The sequence below is a fragment of the Halorubrum sp. AS12 genome, assembly GCF_051122765.1.
Taxonomy (GTDB): Archaea; Halobacteriota; Halobacteria; order Halobacteriales; family Haloferacaceae; genus Halorubrum; species Halorubrum trapanicum.
This window is the reverse complement of the sequence record NZ_CP185385.1, coordinates 2,008,350-2,029,331: the sequence shown is the minus strand read 5'-3', so window position 1 is coordinate 2,029,331 and position 20,982 is coordinate 2,008,350. Positions and strand designations below refer to the sequence as shown.

The 20,982-nt window shown below is 66.6% G+C and carries 19 protein-coding genes and 2 pseudogenes; 6 read left to right on the top strand and 15 right to left on the bottom strand.

Annotated features, from left to right (window positions below):
* Nucleotides 1-28: 28 nt before the first annotated feature.
* The 9 genes and pseudogenes from ACODNG_RS10105 to ACODNG_RS10065 all read right to left on the bottom strand — a co-directional run bounded on the left by ACODNG_RS10105 (nucleotide 29) and on the right by ACODNG_RS10065 (nucleotide 9,144).
* Complete coding sequence (locus ACODNG_RS10105) at nucleotides 29-1,702, bottom strand: type II/IV secretion system ATPase subunit (protein WP_434521212.1); 1,674 nt, start codon at nucleotides 1,700-1,702, stop codon at nucleotides 29-31.
* Between the two features lie 71 nt (nucleotides 1,703-1,773).
* Nucleotides 1,774-2,524 (bottom strand): annotated as a pseudogene (locus ACODNG_RS10100) (ATPase domain-containing protein).
* 6 nt (nucleotides 2,525-2,530) lie between these two features.
* Nucleotides 2,531-3,019 (bottom strand): annotated as a pseudogene (locus ACODNG_RS10095) (flagellar protein G); the annotation flags it as partial.
* Nucleotides 3,020-3,487, bottom strand: a complete 468-nt coding sequence (locus ACODNG_RS10090) for a flagellin (RefSeq protein ID WP_434521211.1) — start codon at nucleotides 3,485-3,487, stop codon at nucleotides 3,020-3,022.
* Nucleotides 3,477-5,456 carry a FlaD/FlaE family flagellar protein gene (locus ACODNG_RS10085; RefSeq protein WP_434521210.1) on the bottom strand — a complete coding sequence of 660 codons (1,980 nt, stop codon included), beginning with the start codon at nucleotides 5,454-5,456 and terminating at the stop codon, nucleotides 3,477-3,479. The genes ACODNG_RS10090 and ACODNG_RS10085 overlap by 11 nt, the downstream gene beginning before the upstream one ends.
* A gap of 151 nt (nucleotides 5,457-5,607) precedes the next feature.
* On the bottom strand, nucleotides 5,608-6,195 hold the full coding sequence (locus tag ACODNG_RS10080) for a chemotaxis protein CheD (protein WP_434521209.1): 588 nt from the start codon (nucleotides 6,193-6,195) through the stop codon (nucleotides 5,608-5,610).
* The gene (locus tag ACODNG_RS10075; protein ID WP_434521208.1) at nucleotides 6,192-7,382 is read right to left on the bottom strand and encodes a chemotaxis protein CheC; all 1,191 of its coding nucleotides are present in this window, start codon (nucleotides 7,380-7,382) and stop codon (nucleotides 6,192-6,194) included. Before ACODNG_RS10075 ends, ACODNG_RS10080 begins: the two co-directional genes overlap by 4 nt.
* Nucleotides 7,382-7,738: a chemotaxis protein CheY gene (gene cheY, locus ACODNG_RS10070; RefSeq protein ID WP_006628944.1), complete on the bottom strand. Its 357-nt coding sequence runs from the start codon at nucleotides 7,736-7,738 to the stop codon at nucleotides 7,382-7,384. The genes ACODNG_RS10075 and cheY overlap by 1 nt, the downstream gene beginning before the upstream one ends.
* Nucleotides 7,739-7,896: 158 nt before the next feature.
* The gene (locus ACODNG_RS10065; protein ID WP_434521207.1) at nucleotides 7,897-9,144 is read right to left on the bottom strand and encodes a BGTF surface domain-containing protein; all 1,248 of its coding nucleotides are present in this window, start codon (nucleotides 9,142-9,144) and stop codon (nucleotides 7,897-7,899) included.
* A gap of 69 nt (nucleotides 9,145-9,213) precedes the next feature.
* Between ACODNG_RS10065 and ACODNG_RS10060 the strand changes: the two genes are divergently transcribed.
* On the top strand, nucleotides 9,214-9,987 hold the full coding sequence (locus ACODNG_RS10060) for a hypothetical protein (protein WP_434521206.1): 774 nt from the start codon (nucleotides 9,214-9,216) through the stop codon (nucleotides 9,985-9,987).
* Between the two features lie 443 nt (nucleotides 9,988-10,430).
* A complete protein-coding gene (locus tag ACODNG_RS10055) occupies nucleotides 10,431-10,877 on the top strand; it encodes a zinc-ribbon domain-containing protein (protein WP_434521205.1) in 447 nt (148 codons plus the stop codon).
* 18 nt (nucleotides 10,878-10,895) lie between these two features.
* Here the strand turns inward: ACODNG_RS10055 and ACODNG_RS10050 are convergent, their stop codons facing one another.
* The 4 genes from ACODNG_RS10050 to ACODNG_RS10035 form a co-directional block, all read right to left on the bottom strand.
* A complete protein-coding gene (locus ACODNG_RS10050) occupies nucleotides 10,896-11,639 on the bottom strand; it encodes a DUF7500 family protein (protein WP_434521204.1) in 744 nt (247 codons plus the stop codon).
* Between the two features lie 99 nt (nucleotides 11,640-11,738).
* Nucleotides 11,739-13,001 carry an archaellin/type IV pilin N-terminal domain-containing protein gene (locus ACODNG_RS10045; RefSeq protein ID WP_434521203.1) on the bottom strand — a complete coding sequence of 421 codons (1,263 nt, stop codon included), beginning with the start codon at nucleotides 12,999-13,001 and terminating at the stop codon, nucleotides 11,739-11,741.
* Between the two features lie 2 nt (nucleotides 13,002-13,003).
* A complete protein-coding gene (locus ACODNG_RS10040) occupies nucleotides 13,004-13,606 on the bottom strand; it encodes an archaellin/type IV pilin N-terminal domain-containing protein (RefSeq protein ID WP_434521202.1) in 603 nt (200 codons plus the stop codon).
* Between the two features lie 346 nt (nucleotides 13,607-13,952).
* Nucleotides 13,953-14,291 carry a hypothetical protein gene (locus ACODNG_RS10035; protein WP_434521201.1) on the bottom strand — a complete coding sequence of 113 codons (339 nt, stop codon included), beginning with the start codon at nucleotides 14,289-14,291 and terminating at the stop codon, nucleotides 13,953-13,955.
* 198 nt (nucleotides 14,292-14,489) lie between these two features.
* On the opposite strand from ACODNG_RS10035, the gene ACODNG_RS10030 reads away from it, so the two are divergent.
* Nucleotides 14,490-14,828 carry a helix-turn-helix domain-containing protein gene (locus ACODNG_RS10030; RefSeq protein ID WP_137687311.1) on the top strand — a complete coding sequence of 113 codons (339 nt, stop codon included), beginning with the start codon at nucleotides 14,490-14,492 and terminating at the stop codon, nucleotides 14,826-14,828.
* 27 nt (nucleotides 14,829-14,855) lie between these two features.
* Here ACODNG_RS10030 and ACODNG_RS10025 read toward each other — a convergent pair whose 3' ends face one another.
* Entirely contained in the window at nucleotides 14,856-15,587 is a 732-nt protein-coding gene (locus ACODNG_RS10025; protein WP_434521200.1) for an RAD55 family ATPase, read from the bottom strand.
* A 144-nt stretch (nucleotides 15,588-15,731) separates the two neighbouring features.
* Here ACODNG_RS10025 and ACODNG_RS10020 point away from each other — a divergent pair, with 144 nt between their 5' ends.
* Complete coding sequence (locus tag ACODNG_RS10020) at nucleotides 15,732-16,295, top strand: HalX domain-containing protein (protein WP_434521199.1); 564 nt, start codon at nucleotides 15,732-15,734, stop codon at nucleotides 16,293-16,295.
* A gap of 87 nt (nucleotides 16,296-16,382) precedes the next feature.
* Here ACODNG_RS10020 and ACODNG_RS10015 read toward each other — a convergent pair whose 3' ends face one another.
* Nucleotides 16,383-17,801, bottom strand: a complete 1,419-nt coding sequence (locus ACODNG_RS10015) for a DHHA1 domain-containing protein (RefSeq protein ID WP_434521198.1) — start codon at nucleotides 17,799-17,801, stop codon at nucleotides 16,383-16,385.
* Nucleotides 17,802-17,920: 119 nt separating this feature from the next.
* Between ACODNG_RS10015 and ACODNG_RS10010 the strand changes: the two genes are divergently transcribed.
* Both ACODNG_RS10010 and metX read left to right on the top strand, forming a co-directional pair.
* Nucleotides 17,921-19,249, top strand: coding sequence for an O-acetylhomoserine aminocarboxypropyltransferase/cysteine synthase family protein (locus ACODNG_RS10010; protein ID WP_434521197.1), 1,329 nt, complete (start codon nucleotides 17,921-17,923; stop codon nucleotides 19,247-19,249).
* Between the two features lie 4 nt (nucleotides 19,250-19,253).
* A complete protein-coding gene (gene metX / locus ACODNG_RS10005) occupies nucleotides 19,254-20,552 on the top strand; it encodes a homoserine O-acetyltransferase MetX (RefSeq protein WP_434521196.1) in 1,299 nt (432 codons plus the stop codon).
* The last annotated feature ends 430 nt before the right edge of the window (nucleotides 20,553-20,982 follow it).

The following is a 20,982-nucleotide window of genomic DNA, read 5'->3' as shown; positions in this document are numbered from 1 at the left end:
TCTGTCGCCTTGCTCGCCCTCATCGTCGCTACCTCGTGTTCCGGTGCATGTCGAAGGGGAGTCCCTCGACGCCGTCGCGCTGGAAGGAGTTGATCGCGTCGTTCACCTCGTGGTAGCCTAAGATTCCCTCCTGGATCATGCGCTCGATCAGCTCCGCCCGGAAGTCCAGGTCGTCGTAGATGTCGCGGGTGTCGGCGTAGCCCAACAGCGTCGCGATCTGCTCTTCGAGCACGTAGGAGTTGTTCATTCCCTGGAAGACGATCTCGTCTTCGACGGGGTCCCAGCTGAACACTTCGCGGGTGACGACCCCCTCCATCTCCTTCGAGTACCCCTCGATCTCCTGAACGCTCGTCACCCGACGCAGAACCTTGTCGCCCTGTTTCACGCGGTTCTGGAACAGCGCCACGTCGGCGTTGTCCATGAACGTCTCCGGGACGTTGATCGGCTCAGAGGTGAACCGCTGGATCATCGAGACGATGTCGGACGCGTGGAACGTCAGCATCACCGGGTGCCCCGTCTGGGCCGCCTGGAACGCCATGCGTCCCTCGGCGCCCCGGACCTCCCCCACGATGATGTAGTCGGGGCGCGACCGCAGCGCGGCGGCGACCAGGTCGAACATGTCGACGTCCGACGATCCCTCGCCGCCACCCTCGCGGGTCAACAGCTGCTGCCAGGTGCTGTGCGGCGGGATGACCTCGGCCGTGTCCTCCGCGGTGTATATCTTCGAGTCGTCCGGGATGTACGAAAGGATGGCGTTCAGTGTCGTCGTCTTCCCGGACGCCGTCTCCCCGACGACGAACACCGTCTGCTCGTTCTCCAGACAGAGCCAGAGGTACGCCGCCAGCTCGGGCGAGAGCGTCCCCCAGTTGGTGATCTGGTTGATCGACAGCGGCACCTCCTCGCCCTGCCGGATCGTGAGCGAGGACCCCTTCAGCGACACGTCGTCGGAGTAGATGATGTTGATACGCGACCCGTCCGGCAGCGTGGAGTCGACGATGGGGTCGGAGTCGGAGAGGGGGTCGCCGATCCGCTCGCCCATGTTGCGCAGCCAGTTGTCGAACTCCTGGGGCGTGCCGAAGTCGACGGTCGTCTCCAGCATCCCGAAGGTGCCGTGGTCGACGTGACACTCCTTGGGACCGATGACGTGAATGTCCTCGTTGGCCGGGTCGCGCATCACCGGTTCGAGGGGACCAAGCCCGACGATGTCCCGGTTGAGCCGGTACCGGATGTTCTCGTAGGTCTCCTCGGTGACCGACAGCTTCCCGAAGTTGCGGATCTTCGAGAGCCCGCGGCGCCAGCCGGAGGCGGTGTCGTCGACGTGGGTCACCTCCTCAAGGAGCTCCTCGATGAGGTCGTCGTACTCCGCCTCGTTGTCGGGGGCGGTGTGCTGGCCGCTGGCCGTGAGCAGCCGGTTTTTCACCTCGTTGAGCACCTCCACCTGCGGGCCGGTGACCTCCGGCTCGATGGCGTAGTACTTCGTGTCCTGACCGAGGTCGCCGTAGATGTGGCTGTAGATGGGACCGCCGACCGGGTAGATGACGTTCGGGCGCGCGGACTCGTACTCGTCTTTCGGCTCCTCGATGAACTGTGGGAACTCCCCGGTGATCTGCTTGAACTCGCGGAGGTGCTCCCGGAGGTGGGGCCGCCGCATGGCGGCCTTTCGGAGCTCTTCGGACGGTTTGGCGGTCCCGTGTTCGGTCATCTCCCACGCCCCGTCGTCGCGGTGGTCGCGGTCCGGTCGCCCGGACCGACTGTGCGTCTCCGGCTCATGTGTTAGGCGACGCTGCGGCTCTCTATCACGATACCGGTTCCGGAACGAACCGAGAACCCGATCGTGTCGCCGACCTGTTCGCCCATGCCCGCGAACCGCTTCACGTTGATCTGTCGCCGGATGTCGTTGCCGACCTCGATCATCTCAAGCTGGAGGAAGACGTCGGCGATAGAGCGGAACGGACCGATCGCGTCGTCGTCGACCGCGGAGGGGTCGACGGTGAGCACGACCACCTTCCCCTGCGAGATGATCTCGCGGAAGAAGGAGATGATCTCCAGGGCCGCCTGTCGCTCCTCGTTTTTCCGGACGAGCGCCTCGAAGGTGGGGTCGTTCCGGAAGATGGCGTCGAACGTGTCGAGGAACACCACGTCGGAGTTCCACATTGCTTCGGCGTCCATCAGCCGCTTGAGCAGCTCCTTGCGCTCGCCGTCGCCGTCGGAGAACGCGCCGCCGGAGTCGAAGTCGGCGTGCAAGAAGAGCAGCTCCTCCTGGAGGAGCGGCTTCACCATGTCGTACTCCAGCGAGTCGCATCTGGTCGATGAAACCGCGGACGGTGAGCTCCGTCGACATCATCGTCACCGAGGCGCCCTCCTGAACCAGCCCGTAGGCGAACCGCTGGGAGATGGCGCTTTTGCCGGCCCCGTAGTCGCCCTCCATGAGGACGATGCTCCCGCGGGGGATGCCGCCGCCCAGCTCCTTGTTGAGTCGGTCACGGTCGCCGAGACCCAGGGAGAGGAGGTTGTCGTGGGGCATCTCAGCTCCCCCCTCCACACGGAACTGGAACAGCTCCTCGTCACCATTCACCGAGAGGAACACCCGGTGGTCGCCGTCGGCGAGCCCGTCCGACCCGTCGATCTGGTTGGTGTCGATCGTGAGCCGGAGCACGTCGCCGCGGCCCCACGCGTTCGCGTTGTCCGCGGAGACCAGCGTCCCGGAGGTCGCGCCCGGCTCGACGTACGCGCCGTCGAAGACGACGTCGAGGTCCGACCCGTCCGGCGCCAACCGATAGGTGCCGGTGTTTTTGATCAGCAGCGTCACGTTGTCGTCACCGCTCGCGTTGTACACCCCCGCGCTGGGGTCCGAGATGACCGTCACGTCGGTCCGGAGCTGTTCGGTCGCGTCGAGACCGGCGTCGTCGACCGCCGCGCTCACGCGGTCGACGCCGGTGGTGATCGTGCCGACGACGCCGGCGGCGATCACCAGGCTCGCAATGAATAAGATGAGGTGCGAGACGGGAACGCTGGCCATCTACGCGCTCACCTCCGTCACGGTCGCGGCGTCGCGGACGCCCGACTCGACGACGAGGACGACGCGCGTGCCGTCTCCGATTTCCGTCGCCGTGTCGTCCTGTGTGACCGTCACCGTGAGCGTCTCGTTACCGAGCCAGAGCGCGGTGTCGCCGTCGCCGTCGACGGTCGTAGAGGCGTTCGGCCCGCCGACGTCGACGTACTCGTTGCCGACGACCAGCGTCGCGTCGTCGGCGACGAGACCGACCGACCCCTCGTTGGTGACGTTGACCGTGAGGGTGTCGCTGTCGAAGGTCGCGTTCGTCACCGCGAAGTCCGTGTTCTGCCGTTCGAGCGCGCGCTCGTTGATGCCGTGTTGGGCGTCGGAGACGCGGTCGAGCCCGTTGGCCGCCACGGGGTAGAACGTCGTGAACGCGAAGAACAGCCCCGCGACGATGATGGCCGTGGACGCGGAGACGCTAACGCCCATCTCCCCACCCTCCGTCGGCCGGATCGGCGCGGTCGGAACGGGGATTCGGGTCGTTCATCGGTCGGGTGGAACCGTTCCGGTCGCGCCGGTCGTCGCGGTGGCCGTCGCGGCGGTCCGCGTCGGTCTCGGGTCGCGCGTCGCCGCGATCCGCCGCGTCGTCGGCGTGGTCCGCGCCGTTCGTGCGTCGCTCGCGGGTGTCGGGCGCGTCTCTACGTCCGGACGCCTCGTGGCCGTTGCGGTCCGCCGGCGGCCGGTCGTTGCGGTCGTTGCGATTGCTTCGGGCGTCGCGACCGTCGCGGCCGGGGTCCGCCCGACCGCCGCGTCGGCTGCCCCGTTGACCGCCGCGACGACCGCCGACGGGGCCGCCGCCGACGAGCGATCCGCCGGCCAGGTCGTCCCAGCGGTCCAGAAGCACCGTGTGGCTGCTGGTACCGTTGAGCTGGGTCACGTACCGGAGGCTGCGGGTGTGGTGCTCGCGGACGAGCCGGTCGGTGCCCGGCCGGTCGACGAGGTTGCGGTCGATCGTGCCGAACCCGGAGAGGAAGTCCCGGAGCCGCGCCGCGGCGTCGGGACCGATCCACTCGATCCGCTCGTAGTAGTTGATCGCGCGCACCGCGTCGGTGACGTCGCTCTCGGAGACGAGGAACTCCAGCCACTCCATCACGAGGAGGTCGCCGACGTAGTCGCCCGGGAGTTCGGTGAGGTACGGCTTGCCGCGGCCGCTTCCCCCCGAGAGGTCGTCCTCGCCGACGTACTCGAAGCCGCCGGAGGCCTCGGCGGGATCCCCGCCGGGCTGCCGGTCGCGTCCGGACTGCCGGTCGGCACCGGCCGCCGGTTCGGGGTCCGGCTCGCCGCCGGCCGGCTCCGGGTCCGCCGGTTCGTCGAAATTGTCGAAGCCGTCGTCCTCGGCGCCGCCCTCGAGGTCGTCGCCCCCGAAGCCGTCGTCGGCGGTCTCGTCGTCGAACGAGTCCGTTTCGTCGCCGGGGTCGGCGAACGAGTCGTCCCCGTCCTCGAACGGGTCGTCGTCCGCGTCGTCGCCCTCCTCGGCCCAGTCGGCCTCCCCGGAGTCGTACTCTTCTTTCAGTTCGCTGAAGCTCTTTCCATCGTCGTTCATGTCGTCTCCGTCGTCCGCCGTTTCGGTCTCGGACGCGGCGTCGTCCGTGCTGTCGTCGTCCAGTTCCTCGAACTCGTCGTCGAGGTCGTCGAACTCGTCGTCGCCGTCGAGATCATCGTCGAGGTCGTCGAGATCATCGTCGAGGTCGTCGAACTCGTCGTCCGCTTCGTCGTCGAAACCGTCCGCCTCCTCCTCCTCCTCGTCGAGGAGGTCGTCGTCGAAGAACCCGTCCGCGTCCGCGTTCGCGACGTCCTCGTCGAGGTCCTTCTCTTCGCCGCCCTCGTCGTCGTCGAAGATGCCGAACGACCCCTCGCCGCCGCCCTCGACGCTGTCGAAGCCGCCGCCGTCGTCGACGAACGGGTTGATGCCGCGGGTGACCATCTCGTAGATGTCGAGGAGGTTACGGACGTCCTCCTCGATGTCGTCGACCGCGGCGGAGATCTCCTCGTTTTCCGACCGGACCGTCGAGACGGTCGAGGAGAGCGAGGCAACCTCGTTTTCCAGCTCGTCGAGCCGGTTTTCGAGCTCGTCGGTAGCGGCACCGCCGCCACCGCCACCACCCTCGTCGAACTCGTCGTCCCACTCGTCCATCCCGTCGAAGTCGTCGAAACCGTCGCCGCCACCACCACCGCCACCGCCGCCACCGCCCATCCCGCCGCCACCGCCACCGCCCATCCCTCCGCCGCCCATGTCGCCGCCGAAGGGGTCGTCGTCGCCACCCATACCACCGGAACCGTCGTCGTCGGATCCGTCGTCGTCGAGGAACCTGTCGAGGACGCTCGCACCGACGAGCCCCAGCGTGGCGACTGCCCAGGCGGCGGTTGGAGCTCCCCACACCGGTAGTTCGAGGCCCATTATCGTCTACGACCCGCAGAAGCTACTTCAATTCACCCCTCAAAATATCAACCGTGAGAAAGCACGTCACGAAGTGAGTATCGCTCGTTGTCCGGCCCGAAACGAGGGATATCTGGAGGAGAGGGGGTCCGGATCGGTGACCGAACCGCGGTCAGATAGCCCGCTCGAACCCGTCCGCGGCCCGAATGACGAGGCGGCCGTTCGGGCCGAATCGGACCGTCCGGCCCACTGCGTCGCCGACGTCGCTGGCGACGATGGGAACGCCCGCCGCGTCGAGCACCTCGCCGACCCGTTCGACGTTCCGCGGGCCGACGGCGTCGGTGAGATCGAGCATCTCGGCGCCGCCGGCGACCCGCGCCTCCAGTCGTCGGGGGTCGGCGCCGGCGTCGTCGAGCGCCGCGATCAGCGAGTCGATCCCGGTGTCGACGTACTTCGCGGGCCGCGAGACCGCGGTGGTCCGCCCGTCGCCCGCGGGCAGCATGGCGTGGAGAAGTCCGCGGACCCCCGCCCGCTCGTCGGCGAGCGCGACCGCGACGCAGGAACCGAGCCCGCTGGTCGTCAGAATCGCATCGTCGCTCGTGACCGCGAGCTCGCCCACGCCGACCTTGATCCGGTCGGGATCATCGGCTGCCGCCCCACCGGTGACGGCGGCGGGCTCCGCGTCGGCAACTGCGTCGCCGTCGCTCCCCGTGTTCCCCGCCGAATCGTCCGGCCGATCGTCGGAGAGCGAGCGGGTCACGACTCCGAGAGCCGGTCGAGCGCCCGGGCCAGTTCGCGCTCGTCGGGGAGCGCGTACACGTCACACCGCGCCTGGATCCCCTCCGTCCGGATCGCGGTGTCGATCACGAACCCGTAGTCCTGTCGCTCGCTCAGCTTCGCGACGAGCGGGCTGATCGTCGACGCGCCGATGTCGTGGACGAACTCCGGCGGTGAGTGGGTGATCGTCGTGCCGAGCACGTTCGCCCACCCGTCAATGAACCCGCTCGTCATCACGTTGCCCAGCTCGCAGAGCGCGTTCTCGGCCATGTCGCCGAGCGGCTCGTCGGGGTCCATCGGGAGCATCGCGTCCGCGACGGCCGCCGCCGAGGACTCCTCGAAGAGGATCGCGAGGTAGCCGCTCGGCTCCCCCTGAAGCTCGAACACCGTGCCCGCGTGCGGCTCGGTACCGACCTCCGCGGGGACGTCCGCGAGCGGGACGAACCGGAGCCGGCTCACGTCGACACTCGTCTCCAGCCCGGTCATCATCGCGATGTTGTCGGCGGCGTTCGCCGACCCCTCCTTCGCCAGCGACGAAAACGTCGACAGCGACTCGTAGGGCACCGCCGTGCTCGTCGTGCCGCCGTTCGCCTCGCCGCCGGCCGTCGCCGCGGGCGCGGTCTTCCCGACGATGAGGTCGCGGAACGGTCCCGAATCGGGCAACATGTAGATGGAGAAGTCGAGGTCGGTCGTCGTCGCGTCCAGACGGCTCTCGAAGAGGAACACGCCGTCGCCCGCGAGCGCGCCGTCCGGCAGCACCGCCGCGCCGTCCGCCTCGAAGTAGCGCGCCGGCGACATGTCGATTGCCTTCCCGAGGTAGTTCGCCCAGCCATCGAGGAAACCACCGAGCGCGATGTTGCCGACCTCCGTCACCGCGCTCCGCTCCATCGACGCCCCGCCGGGCAAAAGCGAGAGCAGGGCGTCGACGTTCGCGGCGTCGAACGCGAGGACCGCCTCGCCGTCCAGCCCGCCGCGGAGACCGACGCTCACGCCGATGGACTCCCGGCCCGCGAACGACTCAGCGAGGTCCTCGCCGCTGGCGACGCTCGCGCCCGTCACCTCCACCGCGAGATCGGTCCCGGTGAGATCCGAGAGCGCGCCGGCGGCCTGCTTCGCCCCCTGCTCCGCGAGGCGGTTACAGGCGCCGAGCGCGCGGACGTCGACCCGCATTATACCGCCGAACCGATGGCGTCGAGCACGTTCGGCTTCTGGAACGGCTTCGTGATGTACCCCTCCGCGCCCGCCTTGATCGCCGCCTTCATCTTCTCCTCCTGCCCGACGCTGGTACACATGATCACCGTCGCATCGGGGTTGTCTTCGAGGATCTCCGTCGTCGCCTCGATCCCGTCGCGGATCGGCATCACGATGTCCATCATCACGAGGTCCGGGCCGTGCTCTTCGTACATGTTGACCGCCTCCACGCCGTTTTCCGCCTCTCCGACGATCTCGAACTCGCCTTCGAGGATCTCCCGGAGGAGGTTCCGCATGAACTCCGAGTCGTCGGCGATGAGTACCCGCGTAGCCATTGTTGTCTGAAGCGGGGCAGGGCGACCACTTAATCGCTCCCCCGCGGTTCTCAGCGATGAGAATAGACAGGAGAGACGGAGAAGCGGTCGAACGGTCGAAGCGGATCCCCGCGGTCGTAGTCGCAGACGAGGACATCAGTAATCAGAGACGTTGGAAGTTACACCCAGTGGCCGAGGATGTGAATCGCACCGACGACGACCGTGCCGACGAACGTCTCCCGGGTGCCGATCCCGAACGGGAGGAAGGTCGTTGACTCGTCCTCGCCGTCGGAACCGCCGGAGTCACCGGCCGGGTCCGATGAGTTCCCGTCGGGGTTTGAGGACCCCGTTGAGTCATCATCAGTAGAGTTCTGGTCGGTGTCTGTGGAGTTCTGGTCAGTATTTGAAGAATCCGCCGAACTGTCGGTGTCGTTTCCGTCGCCCTCGCCATCATCGTCGTCGATCGTCGTCCTCGCTGGGTTCTCCGCGACGATCAACGTTCCGTTCCGACGGTCCTCTTCGAGCGTGACCGTGAAGGGGTACTCACCGAGGTCGAGACGGGTGGTCGTAGACGGGAAGCCGAGGGTGCGCGACTCGTTCGACGACAGCGTCAATTCGCGAGTGGTCGTCAGGTTTCCGTCGTCGACATCGAGCGCGAGCGTTCCCTCTCCTTCCAGTCCGCCGGCGTTGCGGACTTCGATCCCGAGCGCGGAGAGGTTCCCACCCTTCGCGACGGTGACGTTCTCGGGGACACTCTCGATCGCGAGCCGATCCGGGTCGTCGGTGTCGTCAACGACGACCACTGTGCGGCTGTCGCGGAGCGTCGTCCCCTCGTACAGCTCGTAGTTCAGACGAGTTCCCGGATCGGCGTCCCCGAGATCGGCGCCAATAGAGAAGTTACCGTCGGAGACCTCCAACTGCGACTCCGACCGGAACCGCTCATCGCGCTCGTCGTCGACGAAGGTGGCAGACATTTCGATCGGCGGTAGGATCGTTGTCGTCCCGGTCACTTCTCCGCCCGAGGCCTCGACGAGGAGCTCGCCGTCGTCGGTGACGTGGTCGTACTCGAAGTACCGCTCCTGGATCGAAAACGACGCCTCCGCGCTTACGGTCCCGTCGGAGGTCTCCCAGTACGGGAACTGTTCGGGAACTTCCTGTTTCGGTTCGAACGGCGCTGGCGGCTCCCCGCTGTCGTCGGCGAACGCATACCGTTGTCCCTCAGTACCCTCTAAGGCAAACTCGACCGCGTACTCGTCGCCCGGTTCCGGAGCCTCAGTGAACGCCCCTCCGTCGCTCGTGTCCAAGACGAGGTAGAACCGGCCCGGCGCCGAGTCACCGGTATCCAGTTCCTCCGCATCGGCCAAGAGAAGCGTGACGTCCTCGGGGTCGGCGTCGGCGAGATCGAGTTTCGACCGTGGCTCGTTCATGCCCGGGTTCGTCTGTCGAACTCGGAGGGTGACACCTTCTTCAGCATCTAAAATGTTTGTCAGAACGGAGTGGTTGACCTCTTGACCGGCCTGAAGCGTATCCTCGCCTTCTTCGTCGGCGAAGTGCGACAGCGCCCCCCATATGCCGGTCGATTCGAAGCCGAGGACGACGCGGTCTCCTTTCGTCACCGCGCTGCGGTCGAGACCGTTCTGTTCGAGGGCACTAAGGGATTCGCTGTCGCCGCCTCCGTCTTCGATATCATCCGGATCAGCAGTGGTGAACACCTCAATTTCGTCGTGGAACGTCGGTTTCGTCAACAGGAGATCCGACGAGGCCGCAGTCTCGACCGGAGTCACGACTCCCGGATCCTCGACGACGAAGGTTCCGTTGGTGATCGCGAGTCGGTACCGTTGGGGGACGAGCGGACGAGCGAGGCCGCCGGCACTGGTCGCGCTCCGAAGCGAATCGAGATCCTCTCCAAGGAGATTACCGTCCTCATCGCGGAACTCGAGGTCACAGTCGGCCTCGCGGCAACTGGCGGCGGTCCCCTCGTCGGTTCCGAGAAGTCGTGTGTTGATCGTTCCGTCAAAATCTCCGTCCAGTTTCACGACGTCGGTGTACCCGATAGACTCCCTCGTATCGGTAAGTCGATTCCCACCGATCAGCAGGTACGCGCTTCCGTTGGAGTTGCTGGCCGTGTACCTGATATCAACGGGGTCACCCGCGATACCGGTGTACGTCGGACGGGAGAACGAACCGCTGAGTTCGTGACGATCCGCCGGACCGGTCCGATCCGTCAGATCGGCGGTGACGGCGGTGGTGCCTCGGGTGTCGTCCGATGACGCGAAGTCACCCATCGAGAGTCCTGCCACCGGACCCACGGCCGCGACAGCGAACAGGACGAGGAGGACGGAGACGATAGTCAGTCCCACGCGGACGGTTCCGACCTGTCGAGAACGGAAAGACAGGGTTCCGTCGGCACTCTCTGCGGCGGTTTCACCGCTGTCTGCGGCCGCCGTCGGCCGCTCGGACCGATCCGTATCGTCGTCGGATTTAGATATCATCGTGGCGTGGAGGGTGTCCTTGGCTCCGGAGAGGACGGAGCGTGTCAGTTGTTCATCGCTCCGACGTTCACCGACTAAAGCGTACCCACCCGATTATCACATCTGTGAACAGAGCGGGCGGGAAAAGGCCGAACAAACCACAGAACGACCGACTGCGTCGGGGGAGTCGTTCGACCGTTCCCCGAAGAATTAAGCCCGGCCGGCGTACGCTTTCGATCAGGATGCCATCGTGTCCCCGATGTGAGGCGTCGATAGCCGAAGAGGCCCGGTACTGCGCACAGTGTGGCGCCCCGCAGACGGAGGACGCGGCCGAGGAGCTGGACGAGTACGTTCAGCGACAGGCAGAGCAGGTCTCCGGAGGCGGCGGAGGCGGCGGCAATACCGGCGACTCCGACGGGTTCGCGGACATGGCCGACCTCAGCGACCGCGAGCAGCTCTGGCGGCGCGGCTGTTACGTCGTCGGGTACGGGACCGTCGTCGTCGCGCTCACCCTCATCCGAGACGAGGGGGTCACCGCCTTCCCGTTGATCCTCGCCGGGATCGCGATCCTGCCGCCGATCCGACGGCTCACCGCCGAGCCGCTCGGGAGCTCACTAAAACGCGAAGTGATGGTCGGGATATACGCGATATTCGCGCTGATCGGGGCCGCGCTACTGTTCCTGCTGTAGGGCTTCCCGTTCCCCGGATCAGTCGATCCGGAACCCGCCAGCGTCCTCGGCGGCGCGAACCAAGTCGCCGATGCTGTCGCTCGCGGAGAGCCCCTGACTCGCCGCGAACCGCTTTATCATCACCGGCGGAATATCCACCGTCGTCTCGGAGGCCGCGAGCAGCAGGCCAATCGCCTCCGGGGTCGGCGAGCTCGGGCCGGCGTTCGACGCGAACCACGAGATGAGCGTGTCGAACGTCGCCGTCACGTCGTTCGACACCATCCGCTGCCGGGTGGTGTCGCCGTTCGCGTGGAGCGTCGCGTCGATGCCGTACGCGAATCCGTCGCCGTCGAAGGAGTCGGCCAGCCACCGGCTCACCGCCTGCCGGTCGACCGCGTCGCCACCCGCCGCGGACCGGTTTCGGCGCTGCCCCTGCGCGGCGTTCGGCGGCGGCTGTCCATCACCGGGCGGTTGCCCGTCAGCGGGTTGGCCGGAGCCGGGCTGCCCACTGGCGGGTTGGCCCCGCTCGCCGACGCCGGGACCGGCCGCGCTCGCCCGCGGGTCGTCGCCCGCGGGCCGACGTTCGTCGGGGTTCGCCGGATCAGCCGTCGTGAACCCCGAGTCGTCGTCGGGCGGCGCGCGGCGCTGCCCCCGCGACCGGCCGACGTTGGGGCGGCCGTTCGTCCCGACGACGTAGCGGCCCTCCCCGATCTCGACGACGTTCTCGTCGTCGGTGAAGTCGAGTTCGTCCGGGTCGGTCGGGAGCGCCTCGTCGTCACTCATGGGTCGTGGTAGCGCGCGCCGTAAAATAGGTGTTGCGGCAGGTTCCCACGCGGAGCCGGCCTCCACGGTGGGAGCGGTTTGCTGTCAGTACGTCGGCGCTTAGAGGCGAACCGCTTCGCCGTCCTCGCTGAAGAGATCGGGGGCGGTCAGTTCGACCTGCGTCGCCGCGCCAGCTGGCGAGACGATGTCGAGCGTGGCCTCGTCGCTTTCGCCGAACGGCTCCGCGTCGGACGAGTCGTAGAAGGCGCCCGATGCGGGGTTCAGGAGGATCGTGAACTGCTGCTGATCATTAATGACAGCGTCGTTCCGGAACGCTCCGTCAGAACCGACCGCGAACTCACCAGGGTTGAGATTGGCGACTTGGTTGACCCCAAGCCCCGCGGTAACATCTGTACTGGATTCTGCGATGGGATCTGTCCCCGGGTCCTGGTCACCGGTTACCTGAGCGGTAATGGTGTCACCTTGGCTTATATCTACCCCGGTCAGATCGATAGTGGCTGTGTCGTTGACGGCGGTTGTGGAGCCAAAGTTTATCGTTTCGATAACTTCATTTCCGTTATCAGCGTTGTAGACAACCAAGTCACTAGAACCACTAGTGTCGCTAGCCGCGTAAGCGACTTGAATCTCCGTATTGTCCGTACGGATAGCGTCCTGGATCGAGACTCCGTCAGTACCGCTAGAGAGTGAACTCCCATCAGCACCGAAGGGTGGTTCGACATCTTCGACGGTGATCGCACTAGAGTCAGTACTAGTGCCATCGAGTTGTGCCTCAATGTCATTACCAACGATTACTTCGGTCGCCGAGACAGAAATCTCGTTGATTTCGTCTTCGTTGAGAGTACTCACATCAACCACCGCAAGATCCTGACCGGCGGTCGTGTCACGTAGAGTTAGCTGGGTTATATCGTCTTCAGTGAGTTCACCAAGCCGAACCTGAATGCTCTCACTATCGTTAGGAATTGTTTGCTGAATCGTCACCGAATCTTGTCCGGCGTCAGGGACATCGAACGCGCGATTAGTGAACACGAGGTTCTCCTGTCCACCAGGCCCGACGGCCTGAATCGTCGTCTCAGTCAGGTCGATGTCATCGGCACCGGGCGCGCCGGTGACCCTCAGACGGGTTTCATTGAGGGTGCCAGCATTTGCGTCACCGACAATCCCGACAGAACTTGTCAGTTCGATCCGCTCGGACACGAGGTCCGTACTCTCTTCGCCGGTCGATTCCGCCTGCGACTGGAGGAACCCAGCCGTGTTGATCAGGACGCCCGCGGCAATGGCGGCGACCAGCACCATCGCGATGAACACGATGAGCGTGCCGATACCAACCTGACCGCGGTCGTCGTTAGTGATGAACTCGAACATTGTTACAGCCTCACCGAGTCGCCGTCCTCACCGACTAGCGTAGTCGGGACGCGGATTTCGGTCGTCGTCGATGCGCCGGACGCGGTCGTGAACGTCACTGTGATCGAATCACCCTCGGTGAGTTCGTACTGATCGCTCAGCGCTTCAAGGTCGACCGAAACCTCAGCACGGTCGCTATTGTCTGTTAACACGTTGTCGCTTTGTGAACTAGTGAAGATATTCACGTTCGTGACCGGTGGATCGTCCTGAAGCTGGAAAGTCTCCTGTCCGTCCGCTCCGACCAACTCCGCGGTCACCTCATCGAGGTCGACGTTACCAGCACCGGGAGCGGATGCGATAACGAACTCGAGCGATCCGATACCTTTCTCACCGGAACCGGCAGCGTCGGTAGCAACAACTCCCGACTGACTGACGACTTGAACCCGTTCGCTCACCTGTGATGTACTCTCTTCGCCCGTTGCTTCCGCCTGTGTCTGGAGGAATCCGGCCGTGTTGATCAGGACGCCGGCGGCGATCGCCGCCACCAGCACCATCGCGATGAACACGATGAGGGTCCCGATCCCCACTTGACCGCGCTCTTCCTCGTCCAGTATGGTTTCGAACATTGTGTGTTGCGTCGGCCCCCGGCCTGCCCGGCGGGCGTTATCGATAGCGATGAGGATTTCCTACTTAAGATCACGTCCCTGGTTATCCGAGTTGATAAACAACTCCAGTCATGCGGTTTTCGTGTTTATTTGATTTTTATAGTTACAGAATTAAATAACGAAATCGAAGCGGAGTTCTCAGCGCTGGATCTGGCGGGAACGCGGCTGCCACCCAGAATGACGGGCGGAACCACGAGAGCCGGGACACGGTGTCGACGATCGGTGGCAACGAGGAAAGAACCGAAGCAGCAGCCCGACGACCGCGACCGAGGTGTAGAGGCGGCGTCTTGCGCTTCGCGTTTTCTTCTTACCTGTCGCGCAGCCGCGACAGCTCCGATTCGGGGATCACGAACTCCTGGGTTCCCGGCTCGTAGACCGCGAGGCTCCCGGCGACGAGCGCCATCGACGCCGCCAGCAGGCCGGTGTTGACCAAGAGCAGCGCCTCGGGGTTGCCGAATTCCGTGCGAAATGCGGCCGCGGGCGTGCCGACCGCCGCGAGGACGACGAGTCCGAAGCCGACCGCAAGGTACGCCATCGCCGTGCGGCCGGACGACCGGTACGCCGCGACCGCGAACGCGACGAGCGTTGCGCTCGCGCCGGCCAGAACGGTGGTCGTCATCAGATACAACCCCTCAATGAGCTCCATACCGTTCCTGCTCGAACGCCGGTAATAAACCCACGGGAGCGGGTATCAGCGGCGATAACACGGTTCGGCGAGGCGGGTCGTCGAAGCGGGTCGCCGAAGCGGTCGTGGTCCCGCCCCGCACGCCGAAGCCGGAGGTTCGCCGATCTGGGCAATCACCGGTATCCTTATAAGCCATAAAAATCAATCTCGATAACGTGAATGGTGGGGGACGATCTGATCACCGTACTCGGTAACAAATACAACACGGACATCCTGACGGCGACGGGCGACGCGAAGTCGGCGCAGGACCTCAGCGACCAGCTCGACGTGCCGATAGCGACGTGTTACCGACGGATAAACGAGCTGGAGGAGGCGGACCTCCTCGAGCTACACGACCGGCCGCTCTCGGACGAACACCGGCGCGTGAAGGTGTACCGCCGGAAGGTCGACGGGGTCGAGGTGGACTTCCGCGACGGACTCTCCGTCGAGGTCGAGGAGCGGTCGGCGGTGAAGAACCGCCTCGACGACGTCTGGCGCGACCTCTCGTCGAGAGAGTAACAAGGTGGCCGGCCGGCCCCCGAACCGTCAGAACGACGGCTGATTGTCGGAGCCGCCCATCATCGAGAAGCCGCCCGCGCGCTCGTGGACCGTGATCCCTCCTTGTCCGATTTCCATGGGGAAGATGTCGGTGTCGATGTCCTGTTTCCGCATCTTCGCCACCCAGACGTAGCGGTTGACGCCGGAGTCGGTCGGCGTCTGGATGAAGTAGATGTTCCCGTCGGTGAGGAAGTTCTCCAAGCCCACCTCAGTGTCGGGGAAGACCGCGCCCTGCTCGTTGATGAGCAGCGAGGTGAGTCCGTTCGCCTTGAGGATGTCCGAGAACTTCAGCAGGTACGTGCGCTTCTCCTGTTCGGCGTCGAAGAAGAGCTGGAACATCGACAGCGAGTCGAGGACGAGCCGGTCGAAGTCGCCGTCCTCGACGGTGTCGAGCAGGCGGTCGACCGCGGTCGAGAAGTCGGTCTCGCGTAGCATCTCGCGTTTGTCGAGGATGACGATGTCGCCGTCGTCGACCATCTCGTCGAACCCCTCAAAGCCGACGGACTCGGCCGCGCCGCGGATGTCGGCCTCGTCCTCCTCGAAGGAGACGTACACGCCGCGTTCGTCGTGTTCGGAGACGCCGTGATGGAGGTACTGGATTCCGAAGATGCTCTTGCCGGTGCCCGGGTTCCCGGAGACGAGGACCGTCGACCGCTCGGTGATGCCGCCGGTGAGAATGGAGTCGAGCCCCTCGACCCCGGTGGAGACGAGTTCTGACATTCGTCTCCCCTTTGACGGCCGGAGTATATAAAAGACGGTTCAGGACATCGGGCGAACGGACGGCGACAGTTTTATCTCTCGACATGCCGCTCGTTCGTGTATGCCCGGTGAAGCGTGTCCGGTCGCTCCCGGCGGTGATCGACGGTGAGCGACCCGTCGATACTCGTCGTGGAGGACGAGCCAGACATCGCGGCGCTGTACGCCGGCTTCCTCGAAGAGCGGTACGCCGTCGACGTCGCCGAGACCGCCGCCGAGGCGATCGACCGGGTCGACGCCGCCGTCGACGTGGTGCTCCTCGACCGGCGGCTCCCGGACGGGAGCGGCGACGACGTCTTAGACCACATCCGTGAGGAGGGGTACGACTGCCGCGTGGCGATGGTCACCGCGGTCGAACCCGACTTCGACATCATCGACATGGGGTTCGATCTGTACCTCACCAAGCCGGTGAGTCGCTCGAAGCTGCTCACGGCCATCGACACACTCCTGACGCGCAGCGAGTACGACGACCTCGTTCGAGAGGCCGCCGCGCTCGCCAGCAAGCGCGCCGTGTTGAGTTCGCAGAAGCCGGCCGCCCAGCGCGAGGGGAACGAGGCGTACGCCGAACTCGTCGAGCGGCTGGAGGATTTGGACGCCGACATCGACGACCTCGGCGAGTCGCTGTCGACCGACGACTACCGCGCGATGTTCCGCGACCTCGGCGAGGCCTGAGCGCTCCGCTGGTGCCTCAACGCCTCGCCGGTGTCTGACACCGCCGCCCGACGCGCGCTTCGCAAACCGTTCGCCGTTCCGCTTTCGCTATCTCAACTGTTCGCCGACCAGCTCGTCGGCCGCCGCGAGGAACGCGTCGCGCTCGTCGATCGGGATGGTCGCGCCCGCGGCCACGTCGTGTCCCCCGCCGTCGCCGCCGACCGATTGGCTCGCCTCCCGCATCACCGCGGACAGATCGAGTCCCTGGCGGACGAGCGCGTGCGAGCCGCGCGAGGACACCTTCAGTTCCTCGGCGCTCTCCTCGGCGAAGGCGATCACCGGCTTCGAGCGGTCGACCGCGGGCGAGCCGACCGCCATGCCGGCGACAATGCCGACGATGGTCTCGCGGATGCGGGACCCGGCGTCGAACCACTGGAGGTGCTCCTCGTGGGTGACGCCCTCGGTTTTGACCCACTGAAGCCCCTCGGAGAGGTTCTTCCGGTGGGTGCGGAGCAGCCGGCGCGCCTCGGCGAGCGCGTCGCCGCGGTCGCCGAGACACACCGCGAGGCCGACGTCGCCGCGCTCGTAGCGCGCGGTCGCGTTGAGCAGCGTGGAGAACTCGCTGACGTCCCGCAGTTCGGTGCCGGGTTCCTCGTCGACCAGCGTGTAGGCGGTGCCGACGAGCGACTCGATCCGGTCGGACGGGACGCCGGAGGCGACCGCGCGGCGCATGAGCGCGGAGGCGACCCGCTGGCGCTCCGCGGCGTCAAGGTCGACCCAGCGGCGCCACTCGCCGTCGCGTTTCGCGTCCACGTCGAGATCGGTGAGAAAGGAGATGGCCCCCGCCTCGTCGTTGGTGATCCCCGGGATCTTCACGTCGGAAGCGTACTCCAGCAGCTTCGGGAGCGGCCGGGTCTGTCTGCCGTACAGGTCGAGGTCGGTCCTGGCGTCGAGGACGCCGGCGTCGACGCCGTCGGCGACGATGGCCTCGTTGGCGCCGACGAGACCGTCCGCCGAGTCCTGCATGTCGCCGACCGCGCCGACGACCGCCAGTGCGGCGAGGTCGCGGTTGTCGCCGTCGGGTCCCTCCAGCGCGCGGGCGAGGAGGTAGCTCGCGCCGGCGCCCGACAGCTCGCTCGCGCCGTCGATCCCTTCGAGCAGCGGGTTGAGGTGGTACCGCGTGTCGCGGTCGGCGGGCTGGTGGTGGTCGGCGATGACGGGGACGAAGTCGCCGCGCTCCTCGTGGTCGGCGATCACGTCGAGCTGGCCGGAGCCGAAGTCGGTGAAGCAGACGACATCGAACTCGCGGGCGGCGATCCCGGCGATCGAGTCGGCGTCCAGCTGCTTCTCGAAGACGACCTCGTGGTCGATCCCGGCCCGCGCGAGCGCGGTGGACGCGATCGCGGCGCTCGTGATCCCGTCGGCGTCGATGTGCGACGCGAGCAGCACCCGGCCGGCCTCGCGCAGTCGGTCGGCGCAGTCGGTCGCGCGGTCGGCGAGGTCGGGGACTGGGGCGGCGACTGCCATTACCACCGGTTGGCGCCCGATCGGTCATAAACGCACGCTTCGGCGGGACGAATCCGAATGGGGGCATCAATTGCCGTAACTGACGGTTATAGAAGTGCGTAGACGTATGAGCAACAAACATGACACGTGGGTTTTCCACCCGGAGTCTCCACGCCGGCGCCGAGCCCGATCCGACCACCGGCGCCCGCGCCACGCCGATCCACCAGACCACGTCGTACGTCTTCGACGACGCGGACACGGCGGCGGAGATGTACGCGCTCCGGGCGGAGGGTCACATCTACTCTCGGCTCTCGAACCCGACGGTGAACGTCTTGGAGGACCGGCTGGCGGACCTCTCCGGCGGGTCGGACGCGGTCGCGACCGGCTCGGGGATGGCCGCGTTCGACGCGATAACGACCGTACTCGCGAGCGCAGGCGACAACGTCGTCGCCAGCTCCGAGATGTACGGCGGGACCGCCGCGTACCTCACCAGCATCGCGGACCGCCGCGGGATCGAGGCGCGGCTCGTCGACACGCTCGACTACGAGGCCTACGAGGAGGCGATCGACGGCGACACCGCGTTCGTCCACGTCGAGACGATCGCGAACCCCTCGCTCGTCACACCCGACTTCGAGCGGCTCGCGGCGATCGCCCACGAGCACGCGGTGCCGCTCGTCGTCGACAACACGTTCGCGACGCCGTACTGCTGCCGGCCGATCGAACACGGCGCCGACATCACCTGGGAGTCGACGACGAAGTGGATCACGGGCAACGGCACCACCGTCGGCGGGGTCGTCGTCGACGGGGGACAGTTCCCGTGGGACCACCCCGACGCCGACTACGACGAACTGGACGGGGAGTCGCCCGCGTTCCCGATCGACTTCGTCGAGCGGTTCGGCGACGCCGCCTTCGCCAACGTCGTCCGTCAGCGCGGGGTGCGGCCGACCGGCGGCCAGCAGTCGCCCTTCGACGCGTGGCAGACGATCCAGGGGCTGAACACGCTCCCGCTGCGGATGGAGCGCCACTGCGAGAACGCGCGGCGGGTGGCCGAGTTCCTCCGCGAGGACGACCGCGTCGACTGGGTGAGCTACCCCGGGTTCGAGGACCACCAGAGCCACGGCAACGCCGCCGAGTACCTCGACGGCTTCGGCGGGATGGTCACCTTCGGCGTCGACGGCGGCTACGAGGCCGCCAAGACGTTCTGCGAGGCGGTCGAGTTGACGAGCTTCCTCGCGAACATCGGCGACGCGAAGACGCTCGTCATCCACCCGGCCTCCACGACGCACGCGCAGATGGACGCCGAGGAACAGCGGGCCGCCGGCGTCTACCCGGAGATGCTTCGCCTCTCGGTGGGTATCGAGGACCCCGAGGACGTGATCGCCGACCTCGACGCGGGGCTGGCCGCGGGCGAGCGCGCCGCGACGGAGCGAGCCGGAGCCGAGGACTCCGCGAGCGAGGAAGGGGTGTGAACGGATGAGCGCCGTCCCGACCGACCACGGCGTCGCCTCGCTGGGCGAGTTCACCTTCGAGTGCGGGCAGTCCGTCCCCGACTTCGAGGTCGCCTACGAGACCCACGGCGAGTTCGACGGCGACAACGTCGTGTTGATCTGCCACGCGCTCACCGGGAGCCAGAACGTCGCCCGGTCGCCCGAGCCGGAACGGGACGCGGAGACCACGGGAGCCGGACAGGCGGGGCAGGCCCGCGCGTGGTGGGACGACGTCGTCGGGCCGGGGAAGGCGATCGACACGACCGAGCACTACGTCGTCTGCGCGAACGTCCCCGGCTCCTGTTACGGGACGACGGGACCGGCCAGCGAGCGGCCCGCGGACCTCGACCTGCGCGAGGAGCCCGACCACGACCGGTGGGGAACGGCGTTCCCGCCGGTCCAGGTCGAGGACTGGGCGCGCGCGCAGCGGCGGCTGCTCGACCATCTCGGCGTGGGGCGGCTGCGGGCGGTCGTAGGCGGGAGCGTCGGCGGGATGAACGCCTTGGAGTGGGCGAAGCGGTACCCGGACGACGTCGACCGCGTGGTCGCTATCGCGACCGCCGGGCGCCTCGACGCACAGCGTCTCGCGCTCGACGCGGTCGCGCGCCGCGCCATCCGCGCGGACGCGGACTGGAACGAGGGGAACTACTACGGCGACGACCGGCCCGACCCGACCGAAGGGCTCGCCATCGCCCGCCAGATCGGGCACATCATGTACCTCTCGAAGGCGTCGATGGAGCGGAAGTTCGGGCGGCGGTCGGCCGGCCGCGACTCGCTGACGCGCGAGGACGGCGACCTCGGGCTGCCGCCGGAGCCGACGGCCGGCTTCTTCCCGTACCGCGAGGTGGAGTCGTACCTCGACTACCAGGCGGAGGGGTTCGGCGACCGCTTCGACGCGAACAGCTACCTCTACCTCACGCGCGCGATGGACGAGTACGACCTCGCCGCGGGCCACGGCACCGACGCCGACGCGCTCGCCGCCTTCGAGGGCGAGGCCCTGTTGCTGAGCTTCACCGCCGACTGGCACTTCACGGTCGAGCAGTCCGCCTCCCTCGCCGACGCCTTCCGCGAGTCAGGGGTCCCGGTCGCGCACCACGTGGTGGACTCCGACCACGGCCACGACGCGTTCCTCGTCGAACCCGAACACGTCGGCCCGCCGGTCCGCGACTTCCTCGTCGACGGCGTCGACGGCCGGGCCGTCTCCGACGAGGGCGGCGACGACGGCGACGACCCCCGACCGGACTCCGACCACGCGCCCGTCCACGCGAGCCTGTTTCGGGGATAAACTGTCTCTTTTAAATAGCGTCTGTGCGGTGGCGCGTGCCCGTGAGCGGCCGCCCTCGGCGGCTGCGAACGGCACCGCGCGAGGGAGTCGGCCGGTCGGAGCGAAGCGGAGACCGGCCGACGAGGCTGGGGAGGCGTGAGGTGCTGTGCGAGGTGGGACTCGAAGGGGCAGTCGATGAGACGGGCGCAGGCGAAGCAAGGACCGCAAGGAGTGAGCGGAGCGAACGACTGCGGACCGCAGCGAGCGTGCGCCCGTCTCATCGACTGGGGCTTCGGCGGTGTTCGTGTTGATCGTCTATTTATAAGAGCCACCAACGTACGGCCGAGCGGCTGTGGCTTCGGCGGTGTTCGACATCGATCCGCAATCAACCACTTATAAACGAACTGTCGAGGCGGGACAGACGTTCCCGGATTACCCGCGAATAGCCATG

Bases quoted from the DNA above. Each gene is read 5' to 3' on its own strand.
- metX (WP_434521196.1), top strand. From the start codon at position 19,254: ATGAGCGCCGTCCCGACCGACCACGGCGTCGCCTCGCTGGGCGAGTTC.
- cheY (WP_006628944.1), bottom strand. From the start codon at position 7,738: ATGGCTACGCGGGTACTCATCGCCGACGACTCGGAGTTCATGCGGAAC.
- ACODNG_RS10035 (WP_434521201.1), bottom strand. From the start codon at position 14,291: ATGGAGCTCATTGAGGGGTTGTATCTGATGACGACCACCGTTCTGGCC.
- ACODNG_RS10065 (WP_434521207.1), bottom strand. From the start codon at position 9,144: ATGAACGAGCCACGGTCGAAACTCGATCTCGCCGACGCCGACCCCGAG.
- ACODNG_RS10025 (WP_434521200.1), bottom strand. From the start codon at position 15,587: ATGTCAGAACTCGTCTCCACCGGGGTCGAGGGGCTCGACTCCATTCTC.
- ACODNG_RS10075 (WP_434521208.1), bottom strand. From the start codon at position 7,382: ATGCGGGTCGACGTCCGCGCGCTCGGCGCCTGTAACCGCCTCGCGGAG.
- ACODNG_RS10030 (WP_137687311.1), top strand. From the start codon at position 14,490: ATGGTGGGGGACGATCTGATCACCGTACTCGGTAACAAATACAACACG.
- ACODNG_RS10050 (WP_434521204.1), bottom strand. From the start codon at position 11,639: ATGAGTGACGACGAGGCGCTCCCGACCGACCCGGACGAACTCGACTTC.
- ACODNG_RS10015 (WP_434521198.1), bottom strand. From the start codon at position 17,801: ATGGCAGTCGCCGCCCCAGTCCCCGACCTCGCCGACCGCGCGACCGAC.
- ACODNG_RS10045 (WP_434521203.1), bottom strand. From the start codon at position 13,001: ATGTTCGAGTTCATCACTAACGACGACCGCGGTCAGGTTGGTATCGGC.
- ACODNG_RS10055 (WP_434521205.1), top strand. From the start codon at position 10,431: ATGCCATCGTGTCCCCGATGTGAGGCGTCGATAGCCGAAGAGGCCCGG.
- ACODNG_RS10090 (WP_434521211.1), bottom strand. From the start codon at position 3,487: ATGGGCGTTAGCGTCTCCGCGTCCACGGCCATCATCGTCGCGGGGCTG.
- ACODNG_RS10085 (WP_434521210.1), bottom strand. From the start codon at position 5,456: ATGGGCCTCGAACTACCGGTGTGGGGAGCTCCAACCGCCGCCTGGGCA.
- ACODNG_RS10105 (WP_434521212.1), bottom strand. From the start codon at position 1,702: ATGACCGAACACGGGACCGCCAAACCGTCCGAAGAGCTCCGAAAGGCC.
- ACODNG_RS10010 (WP_434521197.1), top strand. From the start codon at position 17,921: ATGACACGTGGGTTTTCCACCCGGAGTCTCCACGCCGGCGCCGAGCCC.
- ACODNG_RS10040 (WP_434521202.1), bottom strand. From the start codon at position 13,606: ATGTTCGAAACCATACTGGACGAGGAAGAGCGCGGTCAAGTGGGGATC.